General features: G+C 57.5%; 24 protein-coding genes. 5 read left to right on the top strand and 19 right to left on the bottom strand.

The features are described from left to right. Positions 1–20 precede the first annotated feature (20 nt). Positions 21–1,268 (bottom strand): ABC transporter substrate-binding protein, encoded by a 1,248-nt coding sequence (locus B9Z44_RS13790; protein WP_108358581.1) that lies wholly within the window; start codon positions 1,266–1,268, stop codon positions 21–23. 129 nt (positions 1,269–1,397) lie between these two features. Here B9Z44_RS13790 and fabG point away from each other — a divergent pair, with 129 nt between their 5' ends. Genes fabG through B9Z44_RS13775 form a run of 3 tightly spaced genes read left to right on the top strand, consistent with a single transcriptional unit; the run spans position 1,398 to position 3,354 of the window. Beyond that, positions 1,398–2,165, top strand: coding sequence for a 3-oxoacyl-ACP reductase FabG (gene fabG, locus B9Z44_RS13785; RefSeq protein WP_108358580.1), 768 nt, complete (start codon positions 1,398–1,400; stop codon positions 2,163–2,165). Beyond that, positions 2,162–2,761, top strand: a complete 600-nt coding sequence (locus tag B9Z44_RS13780; RefSeq protein WP_108402692.1) for a chromate transporter — start codon at positions 2,162–2,164, stop codon at positions 2,759–2,761. Before fabG ends, B9Z44_RS13780 begins: the two co-directional genes overlap by 4 nt. Beyond that, positions 2,758–3,354, top strand: coding sequence for a chromate transporter (locus B9Z44_RS13775; RefSeq protein ID WP_108402691.1), 597 nt, complete (start codon positions 2,758–2,760; stop codon positions 3,352–3,354). Before B9Z44_RS13780 ends, B9Z44_RS13775 begins: the two co-directional genes overlap by 4 nt. A 38-nt stretch (positions 3,355–3,392) precedes the next feature. On the opposite strand, the gene rlmB is transcribed toward B9Z44_RS13775, so the two are convergent. Both rlmB and B9Z44_RS13765 read right to left on the bottom strand, forming a co-directional pair. Next, entirely contained in the window at positions 3,393–4,142 is a 750-nt protein-coding gene (rlmB, locus tag B9Z44_RS13770) for a 23S rRNA (guanosine(2251)-2'-O)-methyltransferase RlmB (RefSeq protein ID WP_108358577.1), read from the bottom strand. 10 nt (positions 4,143–4,152) lie between these two features. After that, positions 4,153–4,857, bottom strand: a complete 705-nt coding sequence (locus tag B9Z44_RS13765) for an ABC transporter ATP-binding protein (protein WP_108358576.1) — start codon at positions 4,855–4,857, stop codon at positions 4,153–4,155. A 124-nt stretch (positions 4,858–4,981) separates the two neighbouring features. Here B9Z44_RS13765 and B9Z44_RS13760 point away from each other — a divergent pair, with 124 nt between their 5' ends. Together B9Z44_RS13760 and mnmH are read left to right on the top strand one after the other, a co-directional pair. After that, positions 4,982–5,641 (top strand): arylesterase, encoded by a 660-nt coding sequence (locus tag B9Z44_RS13760; RefSeq protein ID WP_108358880.1) that lies wholly within the window; start codon positions 4,982–4,984, stop codon positions 5,639–5,641. Positions 5,642–5,644: 3 nt separating this feature from the next. Then, the gene (mnmH, locus tag B9Z44_RS13755; protein WP_108402690.1) at positions 5,645–6,730 is read left to right on the top strand and encodes a tRNA 2-selenouridine(34) synthase MnmH; all 1,086 of its coding nucleotides are present in this window, start codon (positions 5,645–5,647) and stop codon (positions 6,728–6,730) included. A gap of 3 nt (positions 6,731–6,733) precedes the next feature. On the opposite strand, the gene B9Z44_RS13750 is transcribed toward mnmH, so the two are convergent. The 16 genes from B9Z44_RS13750 to B9Z44_RS13675 all read right to left on the bottom strand — a co-directional run bounded on the left by B9Z44_RS13750 (position 6,734) and on the right by B9Z44_RS13675 (position 22,675). Beyond that, on the bottom strand, positions 6,734–7,522 hold the full coding sequence (locus tag B9Z44_RS13750; protein ID WP_108358574.1) for a DUF2189 domain-containing protein: 789 nt from the start codon (positions 7,520–7,522) through the stop codon (positions 6,734–6,736). Positions 7,523–7,549: 27 nt separating this feature from the next. After that, positions 7,550–8,776: a PLP-dependent transferase gene (locus tag B9Z44_RS13745; RefSeq protein WP_108358573.1), complete on the bottom strand. Its 1,227-nt coding sequence runs from the start codon at positions 8,774–8,776 to the stop codon at positions 7,550–7,552. Between the two features lie 100 nt (positions 8,777–8,876). Further along, on the bottom strand, positions 8,877–9,401 hold the full coding sequence (locus B9Z44_RS13740; protein WP_108358572.1) for a phosphoribosyltransferase: 525 nt from the start codon (positions 9,399–9,401) through the stop codon (positions 8,877–8,879). Positions 9,402–9,420: 19 nt separating this feature from the next. Continuing rightward, complete coding sequence (locus B9Z44_RS13735) at positions 9,421–10,749, bottom strand: adenylosuccinate synthase (protein WP_108358879.1); 1,329 nt, start codon at positions 10,747–10,749, stop codon at positions 9,421–9,423. A gap of 46 nt (positions 10,750–10,795) precedes the next feature. Beyond that, complete coding sequence (locus tag B9Z44_RS13730; protein ID WP_108402689.1) at positions 10,796–11,962, bottom strand: ATP phosphoribosyltransferase regulatory subunit; 1,167 nt, start codon at positions 11,960–11,962, stop codon at positions 10,796–10,798. Positions 11,963–12,011: 49 nt separating this feature from the next. Next, positions 12,012–12,206, bottom strand: a complete 195-nt coding sequence (locus tag B9Z44_RS13725; RefSeq protein ID WP_108358570.1) for a DUF2065 domain-containing protein — start codon at positions 12,204–12,206, stop codon at positions 12,012–12,014. Between the two features lie 12 nt (positions 12,207–12,218). Continuing rightward, the gene (gene hflC, locus B9Z44_RS13720) at positions 12,219–13,127 is read right to left on the bottom strand and encodes a protease modulator HflC (RefSeq protein WP_108358569.1); all 909 of its coding nucleotides are present in this window, start codon (positions 13,125–13,127) and stop codon (positions 12,219–12,221) included. 14 nt (positions 13,128–13,141) lie between these two features. Beyond that, a complete protein-coding gene (gene hflK / locus B9Z44_RS13715) occupies positions 13,142–14,512 on the bottom strand; it encodes an FtsH protease activity modulator HflK (RefSeq protein WP_233246849.1) in 1,371 nt (456 codons plus the stop codon). A 53-nt stretch (positions 14,513–14,565) separates the two neighbouring features. Then, positions 14,566–15,729, bottom strand: a complete 1,164-nt coding sequence (gene hflX, locus B9Z44_RS13710) for a GTPase HflX (RefSeq protein ID WP_108358568.1) — start codon at positions 15,727–15,729, stop codon at positions 14,566–14,568. 82 nt (positions 15,730–15,811) lie between these two features. Continuing rightward, a complete protein-coding gene (hfq, locus tag B9Z44_RS13705; protein ID WP_104798699.1) occupies positions 15,812–16,078 on the bottom strand; it encodes an RNA chaperone Hfq in 267 nt (88 codons plus the stop codon). 67 nt (positions 16,079–16,145) lie between these two features. Further along, a complete protein-coding gene (gene der / locus B9Z44_RS13700; protein WP_108358567.1) occupies positions 16,146–17,486 on the bottom strand; it encodes a ribosome biogenesis GTPase Der in 1,341 nt (446 codons plus the stop codon). Positions 17,487–17,509: 23 nt separating this feature from the next. Further along, positions 17,510–18,646 carry an outer membrane protein assembly factor BamB gene (gene bamB, locus B9Z44_RS13695; RefSeq protein ID WP_108402688.1) on the bottom strand — a complete coding sequence of 379 codons (1,137 nt, stop codon included), beginning with the start codon at positions 18,644–18,646 and terminating at the stop codon, positions 17,510–17,512. Beyond that, complete coding sequence (locus B9Z44_RS13690) at positions 18,643–19,314, bottom strand: YfgM family protein (protein ID WP_108402687.1); 672 nt, start codon at positions 19,312–19,314, stop codon at positions 18,643–18,645. Before B9Z44_RS13690 ends, bamB begins: the two co-directional genes overlap by 4 nt. A gap of 50 nt (positions 19,315–19,364) precedes the next feature. Next, on the bottom strand, positions 19,365–20,648 hold the full coding sequence (hisS, locus tag B9Z44_RS13685) for a histidine--tRNA ligase (RefSeq protein WP_108402929.1): 1,284 nt from the start codon (positions 20,646–20,648) through the stop codon (positions 19,365–19,367). Positions 20,649–20,772: 124 nt separating this feature from the next. Then, the gene (ispG, locus tag B9Z44_RS13680; RefSeq protein ID WP_199220184.1) at positions 20,773–22,032 is read right to left on the bottom strand and encodes a flavodoxin-dependent (E)-4-hydroxy-3-methylbut-2-enyl-diphosphate synthase; all 1,260 of its coding nucleotides are present in this window, start codon (positions 22,030–22,032) and stop codon (positions 20,773–20,775) included. Next, a complete protein-coding gene (locus tag B9Z44_RS13675) occupies positions 22,022–22,675 on the bottom strand; it encodes a helix-turn-helix domain-containing protein (protein ID WP_108402686.1) in 654 nt (217 codons plus the stop codon). Before B9Z44_RS13675 ends, ispG begins: the two co-directional genes overlap by 11 nt. Between the last annotated feature and the right edge of the window lie 16 nt (positions 22,676–22,691).

Raw genomic sequence — 22,691 nt, 5'->3', positions numbered from 1 at the left:
TTCAACAGTCAAGCTGCTGCTTATTTGGTGGCTGCGGCGGCAACCAGACGCTTTTGACCATCGTCAATGCTGATCTTGTCGTCGTTCCAGAACTGGCTCACCAAATCTTTGATCGCGCCTTCGGTTGCTGGCGAAATCGCCATGCCGTGGGCCACGGAGGGGACCAAGCCGCCAGTCTTGGCGGTGTCCACGAAGTCTTTGCTGGAGAGCTTGGCGCAGTCATCAAACTTGGCCATCGACATGTTCAAACGCACAGGGATCGAACCCTTGTTGAGGTTGAACACCTCTTGGAAGTCGGTGCTCATGATCGCTGCGGCCAAATCACCTTGAGCTTTTTGTGCGCTGGCATCTTTGAGCTTGAACATCGCGAATGAATCGATGTTGAAGGTGTATGACTTCGCTGTTCCTGGGGCTGCCGCACACAAGAAATCTTTGCCTGGTTTTTTACCTGCAGCCACAAACTCACCCTTGGCCCAGTCACCCATGAACTGGAAACCCGCCTTGCCTTGCATGACCATGGCAGTGGCCAAGTTCCAATCGCGACCAGGAGAGGCTGCGTCGGTGTAGCTCTTGATCTTGCGGAACGTCTCGAGCGACTTTTTCATCGTCGGACTGTTCAAAGCTTTGGGGTCGAGTTTGACCAAGGCCTCTTGATAAAACGTGGCACCGCCCACGCCCAACACCACGGATTCAAAAGTGGTGAAGTCTTGCCAGTTTTGACCACCGTGTGCCACAGCAATAAAGCCTGCCTTTTTGATCTTGTCGGCGGCAACGAAGAACTCATCGTAGTTGGCGGGCATCTTGGCAACGCCGGCTTTTTGCATCACTTCTGGGTTAGCCCAGACCCAGTTCACACGGTGCACGTTGACAGGGGCAGCTACGTAGCTGCCTTTGTATTTCATGACATTGGCGACGACCTGTGGCAACAAGCTGTCCCACTTCTCGGCGTGCGCCACGCTGTCCAAGTTGGCCAACACGCCCTCGTGTGCCCACTCTTGAATCGCTGGGCCCTTGATTTGTGCGGCTGATGGTGGATTACCTGCCACCACACGGCTCTTCAACACAGTCATCGCGTTATCACCGCCGCCGCCCGCAACTGCGAAATCTTTCCAGGCATGACCTTTGGCAGCCATGATTTTTTTCAGCTCAGCGGCTGATTTGGCTTCGCCGCCCGATGTCCAGTAATGCAGGACTTCGACCTCGCCCGCCACAGCTGCGGACACGGACAAAGCGACAGCACAGGCCAAAAAAAGTTGATTCAATTTCATAAGAATGTCTCGCTCTAAAGTGTGTTGAAACTTGAATTAATCACTCAAGTTGATTTATTGTGACTTAATCAATCAAGTTGATTTATTAGGTTTATCCCTAACTTTTAACGCCGTGTTTAAACTCAAGGCATGAACACAAACCACAACTCACAAGCGCAGCGACTTCAAGGCAAAGTCAGCCTCATCACAGGCGCTGCACAAGGCATTGGCTTAGCCACCGCCCTCAAATTTGCACGAGAAGGCGCCATCGTCATCGTGTGCGACGTCAAACAAGCAGCGGTAGATGAGGCCGTCAAGCAATGCCAAGCCTTGGGTGCGCAGGCCCTTGGCTTTGTGGTGGATGTGACGCAGCGCGACATGGTGGATGCCACGGTCAAAGCCGTGCTCGACAAGTTCGGGCGCATCGATGTGTTGGTCAACAACGCAGGCATCACACAAGATGCACGCTTACAAAAAATGACGTTGGAACAGTTTGACCGTGTGATCGACGTCAACCTGCGGGGTGTGTTCCATTGCGCGCAAGCCGTGACCGAAGCCATGGTGGCTCAAGGCAGCGGCGTGATTTTGAATGCATCTTCTGTCGTCGGTATCTACGGTAACTTCGGCCAGACCAACTATGCGGCCACCAAGTTTGGTGTGATTGGGTTCACCAAAACTTGGAGCCGTGAACTGGGGCCCAAAGGCATTCGTGTGAATGCAGTAGCCCCCGGTTTTATTCAGACGCCCATCTTGTCAACCATCCCTGAAAAAGTGATTCACGAGATGACCGACCGTGTGCCATTGAAACGCTTAGGCCAACCCGAAGACATTGCCAACGTGTATGCCTTCTTAGCCAGTGACGAAGCGGCTTACATCAACGGGACTGTGATTGAAGTGGCTGGCGGTCTGACCTTATGAGTGATGCCCAACCGCTGGAACACAGCACCGCGCGCAATGCGCCCAAAAACAAAACCGATTTGTTTGTGTCATTCACCGTGCTGGCCTTACAAGGTTTTGGCGGCGTGCTGGCGGTTGTTCAGCGTGAACTGGTGGACAAAAAAAAATGGCTCACCACGGATGAGTTCGTCGAAGACTGGTCCGTTGCGCAAATCCTGCCTGGCCCGAATGTGGTCAACCTCGCACTCATGATCGGTGGCCGACACTTCGGCATTGCAGGCGCATTGGCGGCACTCAGCGGTTTGTTGATTGCACCAACGGTGCTGGTACTGCTGCTGGCCGCAGCGGTGGCCGGTGTGGCAGAGACGCCTGTGGCACAAGGCATGCTGCGCGGCATGGGTGCTGTGTCCGCGGGCCTCATTGCAGCGGTGGGCATCAAGCTCATGGGCGCTTTGAAAAACAACCCCATGGGCATGCTGACCTGCATTGGCATAGGCACCCTCACCTTCGTTGCCATTGGCTTGCTGCGCTTGCCATTGGCTTGGGTGCTGCTCTCCCTCGGCCCATTGGCCAGCGTGTGGGCGGCGCATTGCATCAAACAGCGAGATGTAGCATGAGCATCACCTTGACCCTCGCCGATTGGGGCTCGCTGTTTTTGCACTTCATCTCGCTCTCGCTCTTGGCCGTGGGTGGCGCCATCACCACGGCGCCCGATATTCACCGCTACTTGGTCGACGAAACACATTGGCTCAGCGACACGCAGTTCACCTCGTCCATCGCTCTAGCGCAAGGCGCCCCCGGCCCCAACGTGATGTTTGTCGCCCTGATGGGTTGGAACGTGGGCCTGAATGCGGGGGGTGGGTTGGCTGCAGGCTGGCCCGCCGTGGCCTTGGCCTTGTGGGGCGTACTCATCACCATGGTGGGCATCATGATTCCGTCATGCACCCTCACCTTTGTTGCCACGCAATGGGCGCACCGCAACCGCGACATGCTGGCGGTCAAAGCCTTTAAAAGCGGCATGGCCCCCATCGTGATTGCGCTACTCATTGCCACGGGTTGGTTACTCACAGGCAATCACGAGTACCCTGCGCGTGATTGGCCCTTGTGGGTCTTGGCTGGTGCTACCACATTGGTTGTGTGGAAGACCAAAACACACCTGTTGCTGCTATTAGGTTTTGGCGCCTTGCTAGGCGCCCTAGGTTGGATCTAAAAAAAACAGGCCGCAGTCTTCGGCTGCTCAGCTAAAAATCAAACAGCAGTCCGCTGACGACGTGCCTCATACAAGCAAACACCGCTGGCCACCGACACGTTCAAGCTCTCAACGCCGCCACACATCGGAATGCTGATGAGCTCGTCACACGTCTTGCGTGTGAGCTGACGCATGCCGTCACCCTCAGCCCCCAACACCAAAGCCGTTGGACCTTTAAGGTCGACTTGGTACAAAGTTTTGGGTGCATCGTCGCTGGTGCCGATGATCCAAATGTTGCGCTCTTTGAGTTCGTTCAAGGTACGCGCCAAATTGGTCACCATGAAATATGGCACCGTCTCTGCCGCACCGCTGGCCACTTTGGCCACCGTGGCGTTGATACCCACGGCGTGGTCTTTGGGGGCAATCACCGCATGCGCACCCGCACCATCGGCCACGCGCAAACAAGCGCCTAGGTTGTGTGGATCGGTCACGCCATCGAGCACCAAAATTAATGGCGCTTCAATTTTTTCAATGCCCTCGAGCAACTCATCCAAGGAATGCACTTGCTTGATTTCGCTCACACGCGCTGCCACACCTTGGTGGCCGTGACCGCCTGAGAGTTTGGCCAAACGGGGGCCATCGGCTTCGATCAAACGGATGCCCGCTTCAGTAGCGCGGTCCACAAATTGACGCATGCGCGCGTCACGGCGCGTGGGGTCGAAATAGATTTCGATGACGGATTGCGGCGCTGTTTTGACGCGCACGCCAACGGCGTGAAAGCCGAAGAGAACTTTAGGAGCTGAAGACATATAGGGCTGATTATCCCTTGACCTGCCCCGCTTCTATCGTGATGGCCTGATCGCACCTTGCTGCCAGCTTCAAATCGTGAGTCACTAACACCAATGTGGTGCCCAGTTCCTTGTTGAGTTCAAACATCAAATCCATGATGCGCTCGCCGCTGGCGTGGTCTAGGCTGCCTGTGGGCTCGTCGGCCAGCAGCAGCGCGGGCTTGACCACAAAGGCACGGGCCAAGGCCACGCGTTGTTGTTCGCCGCCCGACAGCACTTTGGGGTAGTGGCCCAAACGCTCGCCCAAGCCCACACGCACGAGCATATCTTTGGCGGCAGCGCGTGGGTTTGGCAAGCCTGCCAGCTCTAGCGGCAGCATGACGTTTTCTAGCGCCGTCATATTGCCCAAGAGCTGAAAGCTTTGAAACACAAACCCCACTTGACGTGCGCGCACTGCCGCGCGTGCGTCTTCGTCCATCGCAAACATATCCATGCCGCCCAGCCACACGGTGCCCTGTGTGGGCGTATCAAGACCGGCCATGATGGACAACAAAGTGCTTTTGCCCGAGCCTGAAGCCCCCACAATGGCCAATGATTGCTGGGGCGCTAGATGGAAGTCGATATCGCGGAGAATGTGCAGTGTGCCGCTGGCGTCTTGCACCGATTTCGACAAATGCGAGACGACCATCAAAGGTGAAGGCAATGTGGATGATTTTTCAAATGAAGGCTGGGTCATGAAGCGCAATGGGTGGTTAAGACGTGACTTTAACTTGGGCGCACTGGGCGCCGCTTTGCTGGGGGCATTGGGTACAAGCGCAGCCTCGGCACAGCAAAGCGTCATCACGTCCACGGGCCAAGGCATGGAGGGCGATATCACCTCCACAGGCCCACACCGCCGCCGTGGCCAGCCTTATCCCAGCCAAGTGCCACCGCCCGGCTCTGCCCCTGCACCAGGTACGGTGCCTGCGGCCACTGTTTTGGTGTTGGGCGATTCGCTCAGTGCCGAATACGGCATTCCACGCGGCAAAGGGTGGGTAGCCCTGCTGGCCGACAAGCTACAAGCCGAGCGTCCCGATGTACGCGTGGTCAACGCCAGCATCAGCGGCGACACCACCGCCGGTGGCCGCTCTCGTCTGCCTGCCATGCTCGACCAAGTGCGCCCCGTGCAAGTGGTGATTGAACTTGGCGGCAACGACGCATTACGTGGCCTTGATCTGAACAGCACACAAAACAACCTCGAAGCCATGATTCAAGCCTGCCGCGCCGTCAACGCGCGCGTGGTGTTAGTGGGCATGCAAATACCGCCCAACTACGGGCCAGACTACAGCGCCAAGTTCACCGTGATGTTTGCCAACCTTGCTAAAAAATACCGCACAGGCTTGGTGCCTTTTTTCCTCAAAGGCATTGCCGATGCGCCAGATGCCACGGCGCAATTTCAACCCGACCGCATCCACCCCAAAGCCGAAGCGCACCCGCGCATGTTGGCCAATGTGTGGCCTGAAATTAAAAAGAATTTATAAACCGTGAGCGTGACCTTTATTTCGGCGCAAGACGCCATGAGCCGCATGGCCATTCCGTTGGGCGAGCCCGGCGGCTTCAGCACCATCATCGACGCACGCAGCGAAGACGAGTACGCACTCGACCATTTACCGGGTGCGGTTAACTGGCCCTCGCTCAACAACGAAGAGCGCATCTTCGTGGGCACCCTATACAAACAGGTCAATGCGTTTGAGGCGCAGAAACACGGTGCGGCCATGGTGGCCGCCAACATTGCGCGCCACATCCAACGCGAAGTATTGGATCTGCCCAAAAACTGGCAACCGCTGATTTACTGCTGGCGTGGCGGCAAACGCAGCGGCTCGCTGTCGTTGGTGTTGGGACAAATAGGCTTCAAGGTGAACTTGATTGAAGGTGGCTACAAAGCGTTTCGTGCGGCCATCGTGGAAGACATCCCTAAGCGTGTGGCACCACTGCAATTCAAAGTCATCTCTGGCCCCACGGGCTCAGGCAAAACGCGCTTGCTCTATGCACTCGCCGCCGAAGGTGCGCAAGTGTTGGACCTCGAAGACCTCGCCAGTCACCGCAGCTCGGTGCTGGGCCACATTCCCGGTCAGCCTCAGCCCAGCCAAAAACGCTTTGACACCTTGGTGTGGCAAGCCCTGCGCAGCTTTGACCCTGAGCGGCCTGTGTTTGTGGAGTCTGAAAGCCGCAAAGTGGGCAACCTGTCCATCCCCGAATCGTTGATGCTGGCCATGCGTGAAAGCCCGTGCTTTGAGCTGCAGCTCAGCCTCGATGAACGCGTGGCCTTGCTGATGGAAGACTACAACTTCTTCGTCGATGACAAAGACTTGTTTTGCCACCGCCTAGATGCACTGGTGGCCATTCGCGGTAAAGCTGTGGTGGATGCGTGGAAAGAACAAATTCATACAGGCCACATCGACAACGTGGTGCGCGAGCTGTTGGTATTGCACTACGACCCCACCTATGCGGCATCCATGGTGCGCAACTTCACGCAAGGTTCCAACGCCACGGCGTGTGTGGCAGACAACCGCCATCCAGATAGTCTGCGCAAGGTGGCACAAGCCTTGTGCCAACAAGTGGGCGCTTGAGGTCTAGCTAGCCCCTGCTGCCGTCACACGCACGGCAGCGCGGTACGCATGCCAGCTGGCAAAACCTAGCCAAGGCCCGACCACCAGCAAACCCGCAGCAGACGGCAACATCGCCAACACCACCAAAACAGTGATGAGCAAGCCCCAAAATACGGACACAGCGGTGTGATCCACAAACACACGTAGGCTGGTGATGCAAGCGGTGATGGCATCGGTGTCACGGTCCAAAATCATCGGAATAGACACCATCATGCTGGCGAACACCAAACCGGCAAAAAAACCACCCACACAAATGTAGGCTGCCACGAATTCCCAATTTTGCGGATTGAACACTGCTTCTAAAACAGTCGCGGTTGTGGGCATGCCTGCACTGTTGAAGAACACAGCAAACACCACCAACGAAGCACGCCCCCACAGCAACTCCATCACGACCATCACCATGATGAGCATGCTCATGCTGCGGATATGCGACTCCCAACAGGTCAACGAACTGCCCATGCTCGGCGGTTCACCGCGCTCCATGTGCATGCTCACGTCATACAGACCCATGGCCAAGAAGGGGCCAATCAGCAAACACCCCGACACGGCCGACAAGGTGTACTCGGGGTTGCTTTTGAACACAGCCAGCAGAATCAGCGCCATGAGCCAAAAGCAGACGCCGTAAAACAAAGAAATCAAAGGCTGCGAGGCCATGTCTCGCAAGCCTCGCCACAGCCAACGCAACGGATCGCTGAAGCCAATCGGGTTGATGTCAATGCGGTCATGCGCCTCGTCTGGTACCAATTGCTGCATCTGTCTCCCCCTCTTGTGGGCTTGGTTTTATAGGTGGGCGACTTTCAGAGCTCGCGCGATGTCATTTTGTAAATCGATCACATTCTCTAGCCCAATGCAAAAACGCACCACGCGCCCGCGTTGCATATGCGACACCGAGCGTACGCGGCTAGAGGCCATGTTGTAAGGCATCACCAAGCTCATGGGCCCGCCCCAGCTGTAACCAATTTTGAACAGCTGCAAAGCATCGCAAAATGCGTCCACTTGCTGAGAAGTGAAACGCTCATCCATCACCGCGCTGAAAATGCCTGCGGCCAAACCGTCTGGCTCTTGCGGCGTCACACACAGTTGCTGCCAATGTGCATGACCGGGCGAACTGGGCAGCGCAGGATGCAGCACTTGGCTGAACGCAGGCTGCGAAGCACACCATGCGGCCAGTGTGCGTGCGGCTGTGTCTTGCGCTTTGTAGCGCAGCGGCAGCGAAGGCAACGAGCGCAACACCGCCTCGGCATCGTTCGCGCCGACGCCAGTGCCCAAACGCATGTGGCTGAGTTTGAGCACACGCGCCAGTTCATCGCTGCGCGTGACGATGCTGCCCATCAACACATCGCCACCGCCACTGGGATATTTGGTGAGCGCATGAATGGTCAGGTCCACGCCCAAGCTCGGCTGCCCTTGAGCGCCCTGCTCTGGCATCAGGTCAAACGCGTTGAACGCGAGGCCTGCACCCCAGGTGTTGTCGAGCGCGCACAACACGCCGCGTGCTTTGCACAGCTGCACCAAAGCCACGAGGTCGGGAAACTCCATCGTCACCGAGCCCGCCGCTTCGAGCCACACCAAACGCGTGCGCGGTGTGATGCGTGCAGCCAAGTCATTCACATCCAACGCGTCGTACACCTGATGCGTGATGCCAAACTGCGCCAACTCACCCTCGGCCAGCGACTTGTTGGGCGCATAGGCGTTATCAGGAATCAACACCTCGTCGCCGGTTTTGAGCAACGCGAAATCCACATGCGCAATCGCCGCCAAACCGCTGGGCGTGAGAAGGCAATGCGTGCCGCCCTCTAACGTGGCCAAGCGTTCTTCGAGGGTGAACGTGGTGGGTGTGCCGTGCAAGCCGTAGGTGTAAGCCGACTTGTCCATCCATTCGCGTGTGCGCATGGCAGCCACGTTGGGAAAAATCACCGTCGAGGCTTTGAACACGCCAACTTGCGGCGCTTCAAATTCGGCGGGGGGTTGGTAGGCGTGGTGAATGAGGTCGGTGCTGCGTGACATGCACTGATATTACCTACGCTGAGTCACCCAAAAATCAAAACAATGACAGGCATAAAAAAACTCCGCACGGTGGCGGAGTTTTTTCTTGAAGTGCGAAAGATTAAACCTTCCACTTCTCCATCAAAGCCGCTGGACGCATGTTGTCATACGGCTCAAACGGTTGGTGAATCCATGGGTTGGTGGGCAAGTAGTCCATCGAGTAGTCGGGTGCAAATGCCGACACGCCCTTGGTCCAAATCACAGCAGTACGCAGCTCAGTGATGGGTGCGTAGTTGTTTTTGAGTTGGTCGACCACCGCCTTGAGGGTGTGGCCAGTGTCAGCCAAATCGTCCACCAACAACACTTTGCCAGCGATTTCGCCTTTGGGTGTGGTGATGAAGCGGGCGATGTCCAAGTGGCCTTGCACGGTGCCAGCGTCAGCGCGGTACGAGCTGGTGGACATGATGGCCAAAGGCTTGTCAAAAATGCGCGACAAGATGTCACCTGGGCGCATGCCGCCACGGGCCAAGCACAGGATGGTGTCGAATTGCCAGCCAGATTGGTGAATCTTGATGGCGAGTTTTTCAATGAGGTTGTGGTACTCGTCGTACGACACGTACAGGTGTTTGCCGTCTTCGGTCAACATGGGGTGGTCCTTTTAAAAATTAAGCGATGTAGGGGTGGGTCAGCAAGATCGTGTGGTCACGGTCTGGGCTGGTCGACACCATGTGGATAGGCACGCCGGTGGTCTCTGCAATGCGGTTGAGGTAGTGCTGAGCGGCTTTGGGCAACTTGGCGTAATCGGTCACACCCACGGTGCTGTCGGTCCAGCCAGGGATGGTTTCGTAAATGGGCTTGCAACGCGAAATTTCGTCAGCGCCCATGGGCAAGATGTCGATGGTTTGGCCATCCAGCTCGTAACCCACGCACAAGAGCAATTCGGTCAAGCCGTCGAGCACGTCAAGCTTGGTGATGCACAGGCCAGACAAGCCGTTGACTTGCGCGCTGCGTTTGAGCAAGGCGGCATCGAACCAGCCGCAACGGCGTGAACGGCCAGTGGTCACGCCTTTTTCAGCGCCCACGGTGGACATGTGATAGCCGGGGTTGCCGGGGGTTTCCCAATCCAACTCGGTCGGGAATGGACCGCCGCCCACGCGTGTGCAATAGGCTTTGGTGATGCCCAAGATGTAGTGCAACAAACCTGGGCCCACGCCAGCGCCTGCAGCGGCGTTACCGGCCACGCAGTTGCTAGAGGTGACGAAGGGGTAAGTGCCGTGGTCCACGTCGAGCAAGGTGCCTTGTGCGCCTTCAAACAACAGGTTGGCACCGGCTTTGTGGGCTTCGTTCAACTCGCGTGACACGTCGGCCACCATCGGCAAAATTTCTTTGGCGTAAGCCATGGCTTCGTTGTAGACGGTATCAAAGTCCACCGCGGGTGCGTGCAAGATGTCGGTCAACACATGGTTGTGCAGCTCAAGGTTCTCGCGCAGTTTGGTAGCGAAGCGCTCGGGGTGCTTCAGGTCTTGCACGCGCAAGGCGCGGCGTGCAATTTTGTCTTCGTAGGCGGGGCCAATGCCGCGGCCTGTGGTGCCGATCTTGGCGGTACCGGCCTTCTCTTTGGCTGCTTCACGCGCGATGTCGATGGCGGCGTGGTAAGGCAAGATGAGTGGGCAAGCTTCGCTGATGCGCAAACGTGAGCGCACTTCAACGCCAGCCTTTTCGAGGCCCGCAATTTCTTCGAGCAACTTGGTGGCAGACAAGACCACACCGTTGCCGATGTAGCACTTCACGCCAGGGCGCATGATGCCGCTGGGGATCAAGTGCAACGCGGTTTTGACACCATTGATGACCAAGGTGTGGCCTGCGTTATGACCGCCTTGAAAGCGCACCACGCCGGTGGCGGTTTCGGTCAACCAATCGACCAATTTACCTTTGCCTTCGTCACCCCATTGGGTGCCGACCACGACGACGTTACGGCCTTTGGTTGCAGCCACGGTTTGTCCTTGGGTAGTGCTCATATCCACTCGATTACTAAAAAAATTAAAGGGCTTGAACGGCAGGAACAGCTTGCACTGCCCATTGGCCGGCGACTTCGATCAGTTCACGATCGCAATCAAATTCATCGACTTCACTCTCGTGGCCTGGCATCACGCAGACCACGGTTTCACCATTGGCACGCAAGGTGGCAATGGCTTCGCGCAAACCTTGGGCGGTTCCCCAAGGCGCACGGATGGCTGCTTTGAGAGCGCGCTCGGGCACCACGCTGACCAACTCTTTCAGGTCCAAACTGAATCCGACGGCGGGACGCTTGCGACCAAACACGGCGCCGACTTCGTCGTAGCGGCCACCGCGCACCAAAGCGTCGCTGGCACCGGGCACAAAGATGGCAAAGCGCACGCCGCTGTAGTAGGCGTAGCCGCGCAAGTCGGCCAAGTCAAAGGTGATCGCCACACCGCTCAAGTCAGCGGCAATTTGGCGCAACTCAGCCAAGGCTTGTAGGACCACAGGCCATGCGGCAAAGGTTTTTTCGGCTTGTGCCAACACAGAGGCGTCGCCATACATGTCGACCAAGGCCACCAAGGCGGTGCGCACATGGGCAGGCAAATCTTTGGAAAGGGCTTGAACGCCTGAAGTGTCTTTGGCCGCCAAGGCGCTGTGCAAGGCATCGCGTGCGTCAGCCGTCAGGGTAACGCCGATGAGCAAGGCCGGCACGATGCGCGCATCGCTCAAGTCGACCGTGAATTGGTGGATGGACACGGCTTTGAGGGTGTCCAACGCCAAGTGCAGCACTTCGAGATCGGCCTCAATACCCGCGTGGCCATAAATTTCAGCACCAAACTGCAAAGGCTCACGGGTGGCGAATGGGCGGTCTGGGCGCGTGTGCAGCACGGGGCCGCAGTAGCACAGACGCGTCACACCGGCACGGTTGAGCAAATGGGCATCAATGCGGGCCACTTGCGGCGTGGTGTCCGCGCGCAGACCCAAGGTACGACCCGAGAGTTGGTCCACCAGTTTGAAGGTTTGTAAATCGAGTGCGCGGCCGGTGCCGGACAACAACGATTCGAGGTATTCGAGCAGCGGCGGCATGACCAACTCGTAGCCGTAGCCTCTAGCTGTGTCGAGGTACAAACGACGCAGCTCTTCGATGTGCCGGGCCTCAGAAGGCAGAACATCGGCGATGTGATCCGGCAGAACCCAAGCAGACATGTGATTAAGGGAGGCTGTTAAAACCGAGATTTTACAGGGCTAAACGCCCTCAACCCAGCCACCAGAGCATCAAAAGACCGACCACAACGCAGACCAGGCCGAAAAAGCGGATTTGACCGTCTTCCAACACCATGAGTTGGGCCATTTTGTCGCGCCAACCGTGAGGCGACACGAACGGGAAGATGCCTTCAAAAATGAGCATCAACCCGAACGCGACCCACAGCGTATCGCTGTCAAAGCTCATACGAAGGGCCTTTTACTTCTTCGGTGCTGGGGCGCTGCCGCCACCGCTGCCACGCAGGGCTTTGAAGAAGTCGCTCGATGGGTCCACCACCATCACGTCGCTCTTTTTGCTGAACGTGGTTTTGTAGGCTTCTAAGCTGCGGTAGAACTGGGCAAAGTTGGCGTCACGGCCAAACGAATCGGCATACAAACGCGCGGCTTCGGCATCGCCCTCGCCTTTGATTTTTTGTGCTTCGCGGTAGGCATTGGCCACCGTCACTTCGCGTTGACGGTCGGCATCGGCGCGAATTTTTTCGCCTTCGGCAGCACCGGTGGAACGCAATTCGTTGGCCACGCGCTTGCGCTCGGCTTCCATGCGGCGGTAGACTGATTCGGTGATGGCATCGACATAGTCAGCGCGGGTGATGCGCACATCAATCACGTCCACGCCCCAAGGCTTGGCACCTTTGACAGCGGCCAGCACTTCGCGCTTGACATCACTCAGCAATTCTTCGCGCTTCAATGAAAGCAACTCTTTCACAGTGCGCTTGTTGATTTCCTCTTGGAAAGCATTGCGCACCACGCGGGCGAGTTGCACCGCGCCTGCGTTTTCGTCCAGACCCACGTTGCGGATGTATTGCGATGGGTCGGTGATGCGCCAACGGGCATACCAGTCAATCACCACGCGTTGCTTTTCAGCGGTGAGCATGGGCTCGGTGTCAGCATTGTCAAGCGTGAGCAAACGCTTGTCGATGTAGCTCACATTTTGGAACGGTGGCGGCAGCTTGATGTTCAAGCCAGGCTCAGTGATGACGCTCTTGATTTGGCCAAAGGAATACACCACGCCAAACTGGCGTTGGTCCACCACAAACAGGGTGGAGCTGAGCAGCGCCAAAGCCACGAAGGCTGACGAAATATAAAAACCGATTTTGTTCGTTTGCATGTTCGTGTCCCCTATCAACGGCCGTCACGGTCGCGTGAGCGGCCATCGCGTGCGCGGGCATCGGCCGCAGGCGCTGGGTTGGTGGTCGTGTTTGCCGTGTTGTGTGCCGCGTCAGCGGGAGCCGCAGGCGCTGCACCATTGGCTTGACTGCTTTGTTGAATGATCTTGTCCAGCGGCAGGTAGAGCAAATTAGAACCTTGCTTGATGTCCACCAGCACCTTGGTGGTGTTGCTGTAAATCTGTTGCATGGCGTCGATGTACAAACGGTCGCGCATGACTTGTGGGGCCTTTTGGTATTCACCCACGAGTGACTTGAAGCGTTGGGCATCACCCTCGGCTTGCGCCACGATGCGGGCTTTGTAGCCATCGGCTTCTTGCTTCAAACGCGAGGCGGCGCCCACAGCACGTGGGACCACGTCGTTGGCATAGGCTTCGGCTTCGTTCTTGGCGCGCTCGCGTTCTTGACCGGCTTTGAGCACGTCGTCAAATGCGGCTTGCACTTGCTCTGGGGGACGCACGCCACCTTGTTGCAAGTTGATACCCACCACTTCGACACCCACTTTGTATTGGTCCAGGATGGCTTGCATGATGGTGCGAATGCGTGGGCCAATTTGGTCACGCTCTTCGGACATGGCTGCGTCCATCTTCATCTTGCCGACCACTTCGCGCACCGCTGTTTCGGCAGCTTGCACCACGGTGTCGGTGGGGTTCTTGGTTTCAAACAAATAGGCACGTGCGTCGGTCAAACGGTATTGCACGGCAAATTTGATTTCGAGGATGTTTTCGTCTTCGGTCAGCATCGCCGACTCACGCAAGCCCGTAGATTTAACGATGTTGTCACGGCCCACATCAACTGAGCGAATTTGCGTCACAAACACCAATTCTTGGCGCTGGAATGGGTAAGGCAAACGCCAGTTGAAACCGGCACCCACGGTGGCGTGGTAACGACCAAACTGGGTAATCACCGCTTGCTGACCTTCTTGAACGATGAAGAAGCCTGTGCTCAACCAAATGGCCAGCACGACCGCACCGATCACGCCAATGCCAAAACGCGCGACTTTGAAATCGGGGCCAGTTGGTCCACCGTTGTTGCTAGGCGGTTCTGAACCGCCCTTTTTATTGCCAAACAAACCCGCGAGCTTGGCGTTGAAGTCGCGCCACAGTTCATCCAAATCGGGCGGGCCACTTGCACCTGCAGGTGGACGTTTGGATTCTTCTTGTGGCTTTTTCTCTTCGCTAGAAGGCGGGATGGCTTGACTGCCGTTGGGGTCAAACGTGGGGTTGCCGTCTTTGTCGCGGCCCCAGCGGCCATCGTTGAGGTTGAACATGCCGAGCAGTCGCGTGCGCCAAGATTTGGAGCTGACCGTGTGGGTGTTGGAGTTCATGCGCATCGTTGTTTTTTCTCTGAAGTCTTCGATTGTGCCTAAGGATTCAGGCCTCATTCCAATTCCTGCGTATTTGCATGGTCTTCGGGCATCGTCGCCAGTGCTTCCTGTGCCAAAAACTCGCGCAAAGCGGCCAAGCCCTCGCCTGTTTGGGCGCTCACAAAGAAACGCGGCACGCTCTGACCATCCACCGTGTAGTGGTCGTTCAATTGCAACGGACGCGTCTCGGGGCTCATAGCGTCGAGCTTGTTGAACACCAAGACCTGCGGCACACCGGCGGCGCCAATCTCGGCCAAGACCTTTCGCACCTCGTCCATTTGTTCGGGGTAATTCGGGTTGGACGCATCGACCACGTGCATCAACAGCGTGGCATCGGCCGCCTCTTGCAAGGTAGCTTGGAAGGCATCGATCAAACCGTGCGGCAAGTCACGGATGAAGCCCACCGTGTCTGACAACGACACCGAGCGGCCCGTGCCGTCGGCATTGCCCAAATACAGCTGACGTGTGGTGGTGTCGAGCGTGGCAAACAGCTGATCGGCGGCGTAGGCACGCGCTTTGACCAAGGCATTGAACAGCGTCGATTTGCCCGCGTTGGTGTAGCCCACCAGCGAAATGGTGAAGGCGTCACGGCGGTTGCGCTGGCGGCGCTGGGTGCTGCGTTGCTTTTTGACCTTGTCCAAACGCTCTTTGGTGCGTTTGATCGAGTCATTGATCATGCGGCGGTCCAGCTCAATCTGGGTCTCACCGGGGCCGCCGCGCATACCGATACCACCGCTTTGACGCTCCAAATGCGACCAACGGCGCACCAAACGCGTGCTGAGGTATTGCAGCTTGGCCAGCTCGACCTGCAGCTTGCCTTCGTGGCTGCGCGCACGTTGGGCGAAGATTTCCAAAATCAGCAAGGTGCGGTCGTTCACCGCCACGCCCATGTGGCGTTCTAGGTTGCGCTGCTGCGCGGGGCTGAGCGATTGGTCAAACAAAATCTCGGTGGCGCCGTGCATGAGGGCCAGCTCTTTGATTTCATCGGCTTTGCCACTGCCAACAAACAGCGCGGCATCAGGCGCTTTGCGTTTACAGGTGACGCGCGCCAAAGGCGTCAAGCCCGCGGTTTCGGCCAGCAGGCCGAGTTCTTCTAGCTCGCCATCGAAATGCGGCAAGCCAAAATCGACCCCCACCAAAATGGTGGCGCCGGCGGTTTTTTGAGGTGTGTCGTTCAAGCGATCTATCTAAAAAGGTGAAACGTAAAAAGTGAGACGTAAAAAAAGGGCTGAAACAGCCCTTTTTGCAGAGCATTCAAGCTCAGACTTCAGGCGAACTGCCTGTGCCGTCGGTGGGGTTGAAGTTGACAGCACGGCCCGGCACGATGGTCGAGATGGCGTGCTTGTAGACCATTTGCGTCACGGTGTTGCGCAGCAACACCACATATTGGTCAAACGATTCGATTTGGCCTTGCAGCTTGATGCCGTTGACCAAATAAATGGACACGGGCACATGCTCGCGGCGCAGGATGTTCAAAAATGGGTCTTGCAACAGTTGGCCTTTGTTCTTTGAGTTGTCGGTGTTCACGATATTTTCCGTGTCTGTGTAGTTGAAAGAAATCCCACGTTACCACAGAGCCCGAAGGCTTTGTGGCTCAGTCGTCTTTGCCAGCGTAAGGGTTACTTGAGGTCTTCATCTCAATTCGCAAGGGGGTACCTTCCAAATTAAAGGCCTTGCGGAAGCGCCCTTCCAAGAACCGTTTGTAGGTTTCGGTCACGTGCTCCAGCGAGTTGCCGTGAATCACGATGATGGGCGGGTTCATGCCACCTTGGTGGGCATAACGCAACTTGGGGCGGTACATACCGCCGCGCTGAGGCGACTGAAACTGCACGGCTTCCAGCAACAAACGGGTCAGCAAAGGCGTTGGCATTTTGCACATGGCGGCCTTGTGGGCCTGCGCGATGGCGCCCCACAGTGGGCCCAAGCCTTGGCGTTTCTTGGCCGAGATGAAGTGCATGGCCGCAAACTTCAAGAATGGCAAACGCGTCTCAATCGAGCGCATCAACAGTTCCCGCTGGTAGGAATCCACGGCATCCCATTTGTTCACAGCCACCACCACAGCGCGGCCGCTTTCCAAGATGTAGCCGGCGATGTGGGCGTCTTGGTCGGTCACGCCTTGGGTGGCGTCGAGCAAGAGCAGGACCACATTGGCCGATTCAATGGCTTGCAAGGTTTTGACCACCGAAAACTTCTCGATGGCTTCAAACACCTTGCCTTTGCGGCGCAAGCCCGCCGTGTCGATGAGTTCAAACATCTGGCCGTTGCGCTCGAACGGTACGCTGATGGCGTCACGCGTGGTGCCGGGCATGTCAAACGCCACCAAACGCTCTTCGCCCAACCACGTGTTGATGAGGGTAGATTTGCCCACGTTGGGGCGACCAGCCACAGCCAGTTTGATGATGCCGTTGTCAGCCTCTGCGTCTTCTTCGTCCGGGTCGGCCAAATTCAGCGGCGCCAAGGCTTGCGCCATCATGTCGCGAATACCTTGACCATGCGAGGCCGACACAGGCAACACCTCGCCCAAGCCCAGCTCGTAGAACTCCACCAGCTGAGCGCCCTCTTTCATGCCCTCGGCTTTGTTGGCCACCAAAATGGTGGGCTTACCCAAGCGACGCAGGTAGTTGGCAATGTCGTGGTCTTGCGCTGAAATGCCACCACGGGCATCCACCACAAAGACGACCACATCGGCTTCGGCCACCGCTTGCTGGGTTTGACGGGCCATTTCTTTGTAGATGCCGTTGTCAGCAGTGGGCTCAAAGCCACCCGTGTCAATGACGATGAATTCGTGCTTGTCAAAACGGGCATTGCCGTAGTGACGGTCACGGGTCAAACCCGCGAAGTCAGCCACGATCGCATCGCGCGATTTGGTCAAGCGGTTAAACAACGTGGACTTGCCAACGTTGGGGCGGCCCACCAGGGCCAATACGGGTTTCAAAACTTAGTCCTTTAACTTCCCAATTACGGGATTTGGAGGCCAGTCACGCGACCTTCGCGTGTGACCACCACATAGCGCCCACCTGCAAACACAGGGGCGGTTGCCAATTCTTCGGTGTCGAGCTTGATGCGGTTAAGCAAAGCGCCATCCGACAACGATAAGAGGTAGAGCCACCCGCCGTTGTCCGCCACCAGCACGCCGCGCGGCGTAACCAAAGGTGCGCTCAAGATGCGGTATTTGAGACGCTCTGTTTCCCACAAGCGTTCACCGGTGGTTCGGCTCCATGCCTGCACCACACCGTTGGACAAAGGTGCAATCAGCACTGTGTCGTTGCCGCTCACCCCCATTTCACCCACCGAGGGTCGTGTCCACACGCCCTGTCCGCGTTCGGCGTTCACACACCCAACTGCAGCCTGGAAGGCACGCACACACACCACATCACCGACGCGGTCAAAGGGGCTGACCAAGTCAACCAAGCGTTCCACATCATTGGTGCCACGTGGTGTGGCAATGGCAGATTCCCAGCGAATCACGCCAGTGTTCGGGTCAAGACCTGACAAACGGCCAGACAAACCGACCAACAACGTGTTTTTAAATGCCAGCATCACGCCGGCTTGCTTGAGCACTAAGGGCTCACCCGGGCGTTGCTGTGTCCAAATTTGATTGCCTGTTGCACCGTCAAAGGCAATGACAGAACGGTCGGCGGTCAACACAAATACGCGCGCACCAGCGACCAAAGGTGCGGTGAACGACTGCGCGGGCAAGCGCTTGCGCCACTGCACTTGGCCATCTCGCAAAATGACCAATTCGTTGTTACGCGTCACCACGGCTACTTGTTGGCCATCGCTGCCCACGCCTGCGGCGATGGCTTGGTCCAGCTTCAGGCGCCAAATGTCTTTGCCTGTCGCTGCGTCCAGCACCGCCACCACACCTTGGCTATTGGCCAAAGCAATGCGGTCTTCGCGGGCTGACACGACCAAGGGGAAATCCACCTTGCCCACATTCGCTGTCCAACTGGTGCGCACGTCTTGCAACACAGGCACGCCCGGAATTGCGGTAGGTTTGGGGCGCGAGGGCCCAGAGCAAGCGGCCAAGGCCACGCACACGCCCGCTAAGCTCAAGCGCAACAGGTGGGTCCAGCTAGGCGTTGTTGTGTTCACTTTTTGCTCTCCACAGCAGGTGTTTCTTCAGGGTCAGCACCCAAGGCGGCCAACTTCACCGCCACCAAACGGCGGTACTCGGCATTGGGCTCAAAGCCTTTCCACGCATTTTTGTAGTGTTGAACGGCTTCAGCGGGTTGCGCTTGCAACATGGCCAAGTCGCCCAAGCGGTCGGCCATCAAGGGGGCGAAGGCTTCAGGTGCTTTGGCAGTGAGTTGCTTGCGCGCCTCGTCGTAGGCTTTGTCATCGATCAACAAGGCAGCCAAGCGCAGGCGGGCCAAGGCTTGGTAGCCTTCGTCGCTGGCTTTGTCGATCACCCATGTGAGTTGCGCTTTGGCATCGGCTTTGCGGTCTTTGTCTTGGTACAAGCGCGCGGCCAACATGGCCGCTTGCTGTGCATACGTGGTGCTGGCAAATTTATCTTTGATGTCAGTCACGGAGCGGTCGAGCAAAGCCATGTCGTTGCTCAGGGCCGCACGCTCCACCGTGTCATACAAAGCGGCAGATTGCGCGGCTTGCTTGGCCGAATAAGACTGCCAGCCCATCCAAGCGGCGTAGCCACCCAAAACAGCAATCAGCACCCACGTGATGAGGTCGCCCCAGCGCTTCCAAAAGTGCTTGAGCTCATCGAGTTGTTCTTGTTCTTCGAGATCGAGATGAGATGCCATGGTGTAGTGTGTCTGACTAAAAAGTAAACGAATTGTAGGGCTCGGTCTGTTTAAACCGTGGTTTGGTTCTGAGCCAGGCTCTGCGCCAGTTTATCGGCCACGCGAGTCGTCACGTCCACCAAGGGCACGGCCTCTTGGGCACCTGCGCCATCGCGCAGCGACTTGAGGGTCACTTCACCTCGGGCCAACTCGTCGCCACCAAAGATAAGGGCAAATTGCGCGCCGCTGCCATCGGCTTTTTTGAACTGCGATTTCATGCTGCCCATGCCCTCGCCCGCCCCAGCGTGCATTTGCACGGACATGCCCTGCGCGCGCAGGGTTTGGATGGTTTTGAACACCACGGGCAAGGCTGACGCATCGGGCACGATGGCGTACACATCAGGGCCCACGGCCTCTGGCAAGGTGCCCTGCTCTTTGAGCAACTCAAGTACACGCTCCACGCCCAAAGCCCAGCCCACAGCCGGTGCGGGCTTGCCGCCCACTTGCTCGATCAGGTAGTCATAACGGCCGCCACCGCAAATGGTGCCTTGCGAGCCCAAGCGGTCGGTCACGAACTCAAACACGGTGAGGTTGTAGTAGTCCATGCCACGCACCAAGCGCGGGTTGATGCGGTAGGCCACGCCGCTGGCGTCCAAAATGGCTTTGACCGCGTTGAAGTGGGCCAGCGAGGCTTCGCCCAGGAAATCGATCAACTTCGGCGCGGCTTCCACCACGGCTTGCATGGCTGGGTTTTTGGTGTCCAAGATGCGCAGCGGGTTGCTGTGCAAACGACGCTTGGCCTCTTCGTCCAGCACATCGGCATGGGCTTCTAAGTGCGCAATCAAGGCTGTGCGATGCGCAGCGCGTTCGTTGGGCTGGCCCAAGCTGTTGAGCTCCAAGCGCACGTCTTGCAAACCCAGCTCTTGCCAGAGCGTCGCGGCCAACAAAATAAGTTCGGCATCCACCTCGGCGCCGGGGAAGCCCAAAGCCTCCGCGCCGATTTGGTGAAACTGGCGGTAGCGACCACGTTGTGGGCGCTCGTGGCGGAACATGGGGCCCATGTAATACAGGCGCTTGCCACCGTCGTACAGCATGTTGTGTTCGACCACGGCACGCACCACACCGGCAGTGGCTTCAGGACGCAGCGTGAGTTGCTCGCCGTTCAAGCGATCTTCAAAGGAGTACATCTCCTTTTCCACAATGTCGGTCACCTCACCCAAACCACGCACAAACAAAGCAGTGGGTTCGACGATGGGCGTGCGCAGGTTGCGGTAGGCGTGGCGGGCCATCAAGCCGCGCACTTTGTCTTCCAGCCATTCCCATTGGGCGGAGGCTGGGGGCAACAAGTCGTTCATGCCTTTGACAGCGGTCAGGGCTTGGGCCTTGGCGGGTTTGCTTGATTTCACGGGCTCGGCCGCGTGGTTGGGGGTGAGTTCAGAAGTCACGTTTCGATCCAGAAGTCTTCATCACGCTTGGGGCTTAACCGAAGCGTTTTTCAATATAAGTTTCAACAATTTGGTGGAACTCTTGCGCGATGTTGTCGCCGCGCAAGGTCATGGCTTTTTCGCCGTCGATGAACACGGGCGCTGCAGGTGCTTCACCGCTGCCGGGCAAGCTGATGCCGATGTCCGCATGCTTGCTCTCGCCAGGGCCGTTGACGATGCAGCCCATCACCGCCACTTTGAGGTTTTCCACGCCAGGGTATTGCGTGCGCCACACAGGCATTTGGGCGCGTAAAAAGTCGTCAATCGACTTGGCCATTTCTTGGAACGTGGTGCTGGTGGTGCGACCACAACCCGGGCATGCCGTGACGCTGGGCACAAAGGTGCGCAGGCCCAAGGCTTGCAGAATTTCAGAGGCAATCACCACCTCTTGCGTGCGCGCCTCGCCGGGCTGCGGTGTGAGCGAGACACGGATGGTGTCGCCAATGCCTTCTTGCAAAAGAATAGACAAAGCGGTGGCAGAAGCCACAGTGCCTTTGGTGCCCATGCCCGCTTCGGTCAGGCCCAAATGCAGCGGGTAGTTGCAGCGCTGGGCCAGCTCGCGGTACACCGCAATCAGGTCTTGCACACCGCTCACTTTGCAACTGAGCAAAATTTGGTTGGCCGACATGCCCATGCTCTGCGCCAATTTGGCCGAGTCGATGGCCGAGGTGATCAAAGCCTCGTACATCACTTGCTTGGCCTCGAAAGGCTTGGCACGCAAAGCGTTTTCGTCCATCAACTTAGCCAGCAGTTCTTGGTCGAGGCTGCCCCAGTTCACGCCGATGCGCACAGCCTTGTTGTAGCGCATCGCAGCTTCAATCATTTGGCCGAATTGCTTGTCGTGCTTGTCGCCCTTGCCCACGTTGCCGGGGTTGATGCGGTACTTCGACAAAGCTTGCGCGCAGTCGGGAAACTCGGTCAGCAAACGATGGCCGTTGTAATGAAAGTCGCCAATCAAAGGCACGTTGATGCCCATGCGGTCCAACTGTTCGCGCACATGTGGCACGGCGGCGGCGGCTTCGGGTGTATTCACCGTGATACGCACCAGCTCCGAGCCAGCCAAAGCCAATTCTTTGATTTGAATGGCGGTGCCAATCGCGTCCACCGTGTCGGTGTTGGTCATGGACTGCACGCGCACCGGCGCGTCGCCACCGACCGTCACCACATGGTCGCCCCAAGCCACACGCGCTTGCAAGGTTTGGCGAGCTTTGGGCTGCGACATGGCAATGCCTTGCAAATGGGTGTCAGCGGGCATCGGGCGCTCCTGGGGCACTGGTGGGCGCTGCAGCACTGGCGTTTTGTGCGGCCACCGCCGTTGAATGAACCGTGGTGACCACCATGTTGCTGGATTTGACCTCGGTCACAGGCACCGCTTCTTCTGCGGAAGGCAACACGACGACCGGCGCGGCCACAGGCACCACCACCGTGCCCACCGCAGAGTCATCTTTGAAAACCAATAACGATTGAATTTCAGGCCACAAGCCCAAAACCAAAGCCACGACCAAAACGGCCAAGGCAGCCCAACGCATCGGCGTGAACAAACGGGTCACCGCCAAAAAGCTGGACTGAGGCAAAAACGAGGGGCGATCCAAAGGGAAGTCCAAACCACGTTCGTTTTTAGGCGCCAAACGCGAGACATCTTGGCTTGGCAAGAGGGCCAGCACGGGGGCTGCATCTGTTTTCAACTGACGACACACGGCCAAGGTCAAGGCGCGGGCAAACATGGCGTCTGGCAGCTCATCCAAACGGTCGGACTCCAAAGCTTCGAGCTTGGCAGGCGACACGCGCAAGGCTTGCGCCAACACATCGAGCTTGAACCCTGCGTCTTCACGGAGTTGACGCAACAAGGCCCCAGCGGTTGTGCTCGGTGTGGTCGATGTGGTGGTTTCTTCAGTCATCAGGCTTCAAAAAAGA

It is taken from the genome of Limnohabitans curvus, assembly GCF_003063475.1.
Lineage (GTDB): Bacteria > Pseudomonadota > Gammaproteobacteria > Burkholderiales > Burkholderiaceae_C > Limnohabitans > Limnohabitans curvus.
Note: the sequence above shows the minus strand (reverse complement) of the source record. Positions and strands in the feature narration are given on the sequence as shown.

Bases quoted from the DNA above. Each gene is read 5' to 3' on its own strand.
- B9Z44_RS13775 (WP_108402691.1), top strand. From the start codon at position 2,758: ATGAGCATCACCTTGACCCTCGCCGATTGGGGCTCGCTGTTTTTGCAC.
- fabG (WP_108358580.1), top strand. From the start codon at position 1,398: ATGAACACAAACCACAACTCACAAGCGCAGCGACTTCAAGGCAAAGTC.
- B9Z44_RS13760 (WP_108358880.1), top strand. From the start codon at position 4,982: ATGGAGGGCGATATCACCTCCACAGGCCCACACCGCCGCCGTGGCCAG.
- B9Z44_RS13780 (WP_108402692.1), top strand. From the start codon at position 2,162: ATGAGTGATGCCCAACCGCTGGAACACAGCACCGCGCGCAATGCGCCC.
- B9Z44_RS13675 (WP_108402686.1), bottom strand. From the start codon at position 22,675: ATGACTGAAGAAACCACCACATCGACCACACCGAGCACAACCGCTGGG.
- B9Z44_RS13725 (WP_108358570.1), bottom strand. From the start codon at position 12,206: ATGAGCTTTGACAGCGATACGCTGTGGGTCGCGTTCGGGTTGATGCTC.
- B9Z44_RS13745 (WP_108358573.1), bottom strand. From the start codon at position 8,776: ATGTCACGCAGCACCGACCTCATTCACCACGCCTACCAACCCCCCGCC.
- B9Z44_RS13750 (WP_108358574.1), bottom strand. From the start codon at position 7,522: ATGCAGCAATTGGTACCAGACGAGGCGCATGACCGCATTGACATCAAC.
- ispG (WP_199220184.1), bottom strand. From the start codon at position 22,032: ATGCCCGCTGACACCCATTTGCAAGGCATTGCCATGTCGCAGCCCAAA.
- hflC (WP_108358569.1), bottom strand. From the start codon at position 13,127: ATGCAAACGAACAAAATCGGTTTTTATATTTCGTCAGCCTTCGTGGCT.
- hflK (WP_233246849.1), bottom strand. From the start codon at position 14,512: ATGAACTCCAACACCCACACGGTCAGCTCCAAATCTTGGCGCACGCGA.
- B9Z44_RS13730 (WP_108402689.1), bottom strand. From the start codon at position 11,962: ATGTCTGCTTGGGTTCTGCCGGATCACATCGCCGATGTTCTGCCTTCT.
- B9Z44_RS13690 (WP_108402687.1), bottom strand. From the start codon at position 19,314: ATGGCATCTCATCTCGATCTCGAAGAACAAGAACAACTCGATGAGCTC.
- B9Z44_RS13765 (WP_108358576.1), bottom strand. From the start codon at position 4,857: ATGACCCAGCCTTCATTTGAAAAATCATCCACATTGCCTTCACCTTTG.
- rlmB (WP_108358577.1), bottom strand. From the start codon at position 4,142: ATGTCTTCAGCTCCTAAAGTTCTCTTCGGCTTTCACGCCGTTGGCGTG.
- B9Z44_RS13740 (WP_108358572.1), bottom strand. From the start codon at position 9,401: ATGTTGACCGAAGACGGCAAACACCTGTACGTGTCGTACGACGAGTAC.
- B9Z44_RS13790 (WP_108358581.1), bottom strand. From the start codon at position 1,268: ATGAAATTGAATCAACTTTTTTTGGCCTGTGCTGTCGCTTTGTCCGTG.
- hisS (WP_108402929.1), bottom strand. From the start codon at position 20,648: ATGAACGACTTGTTGCCCCCAGCCTCCGCCCAATGGGAATGGCTGGAA.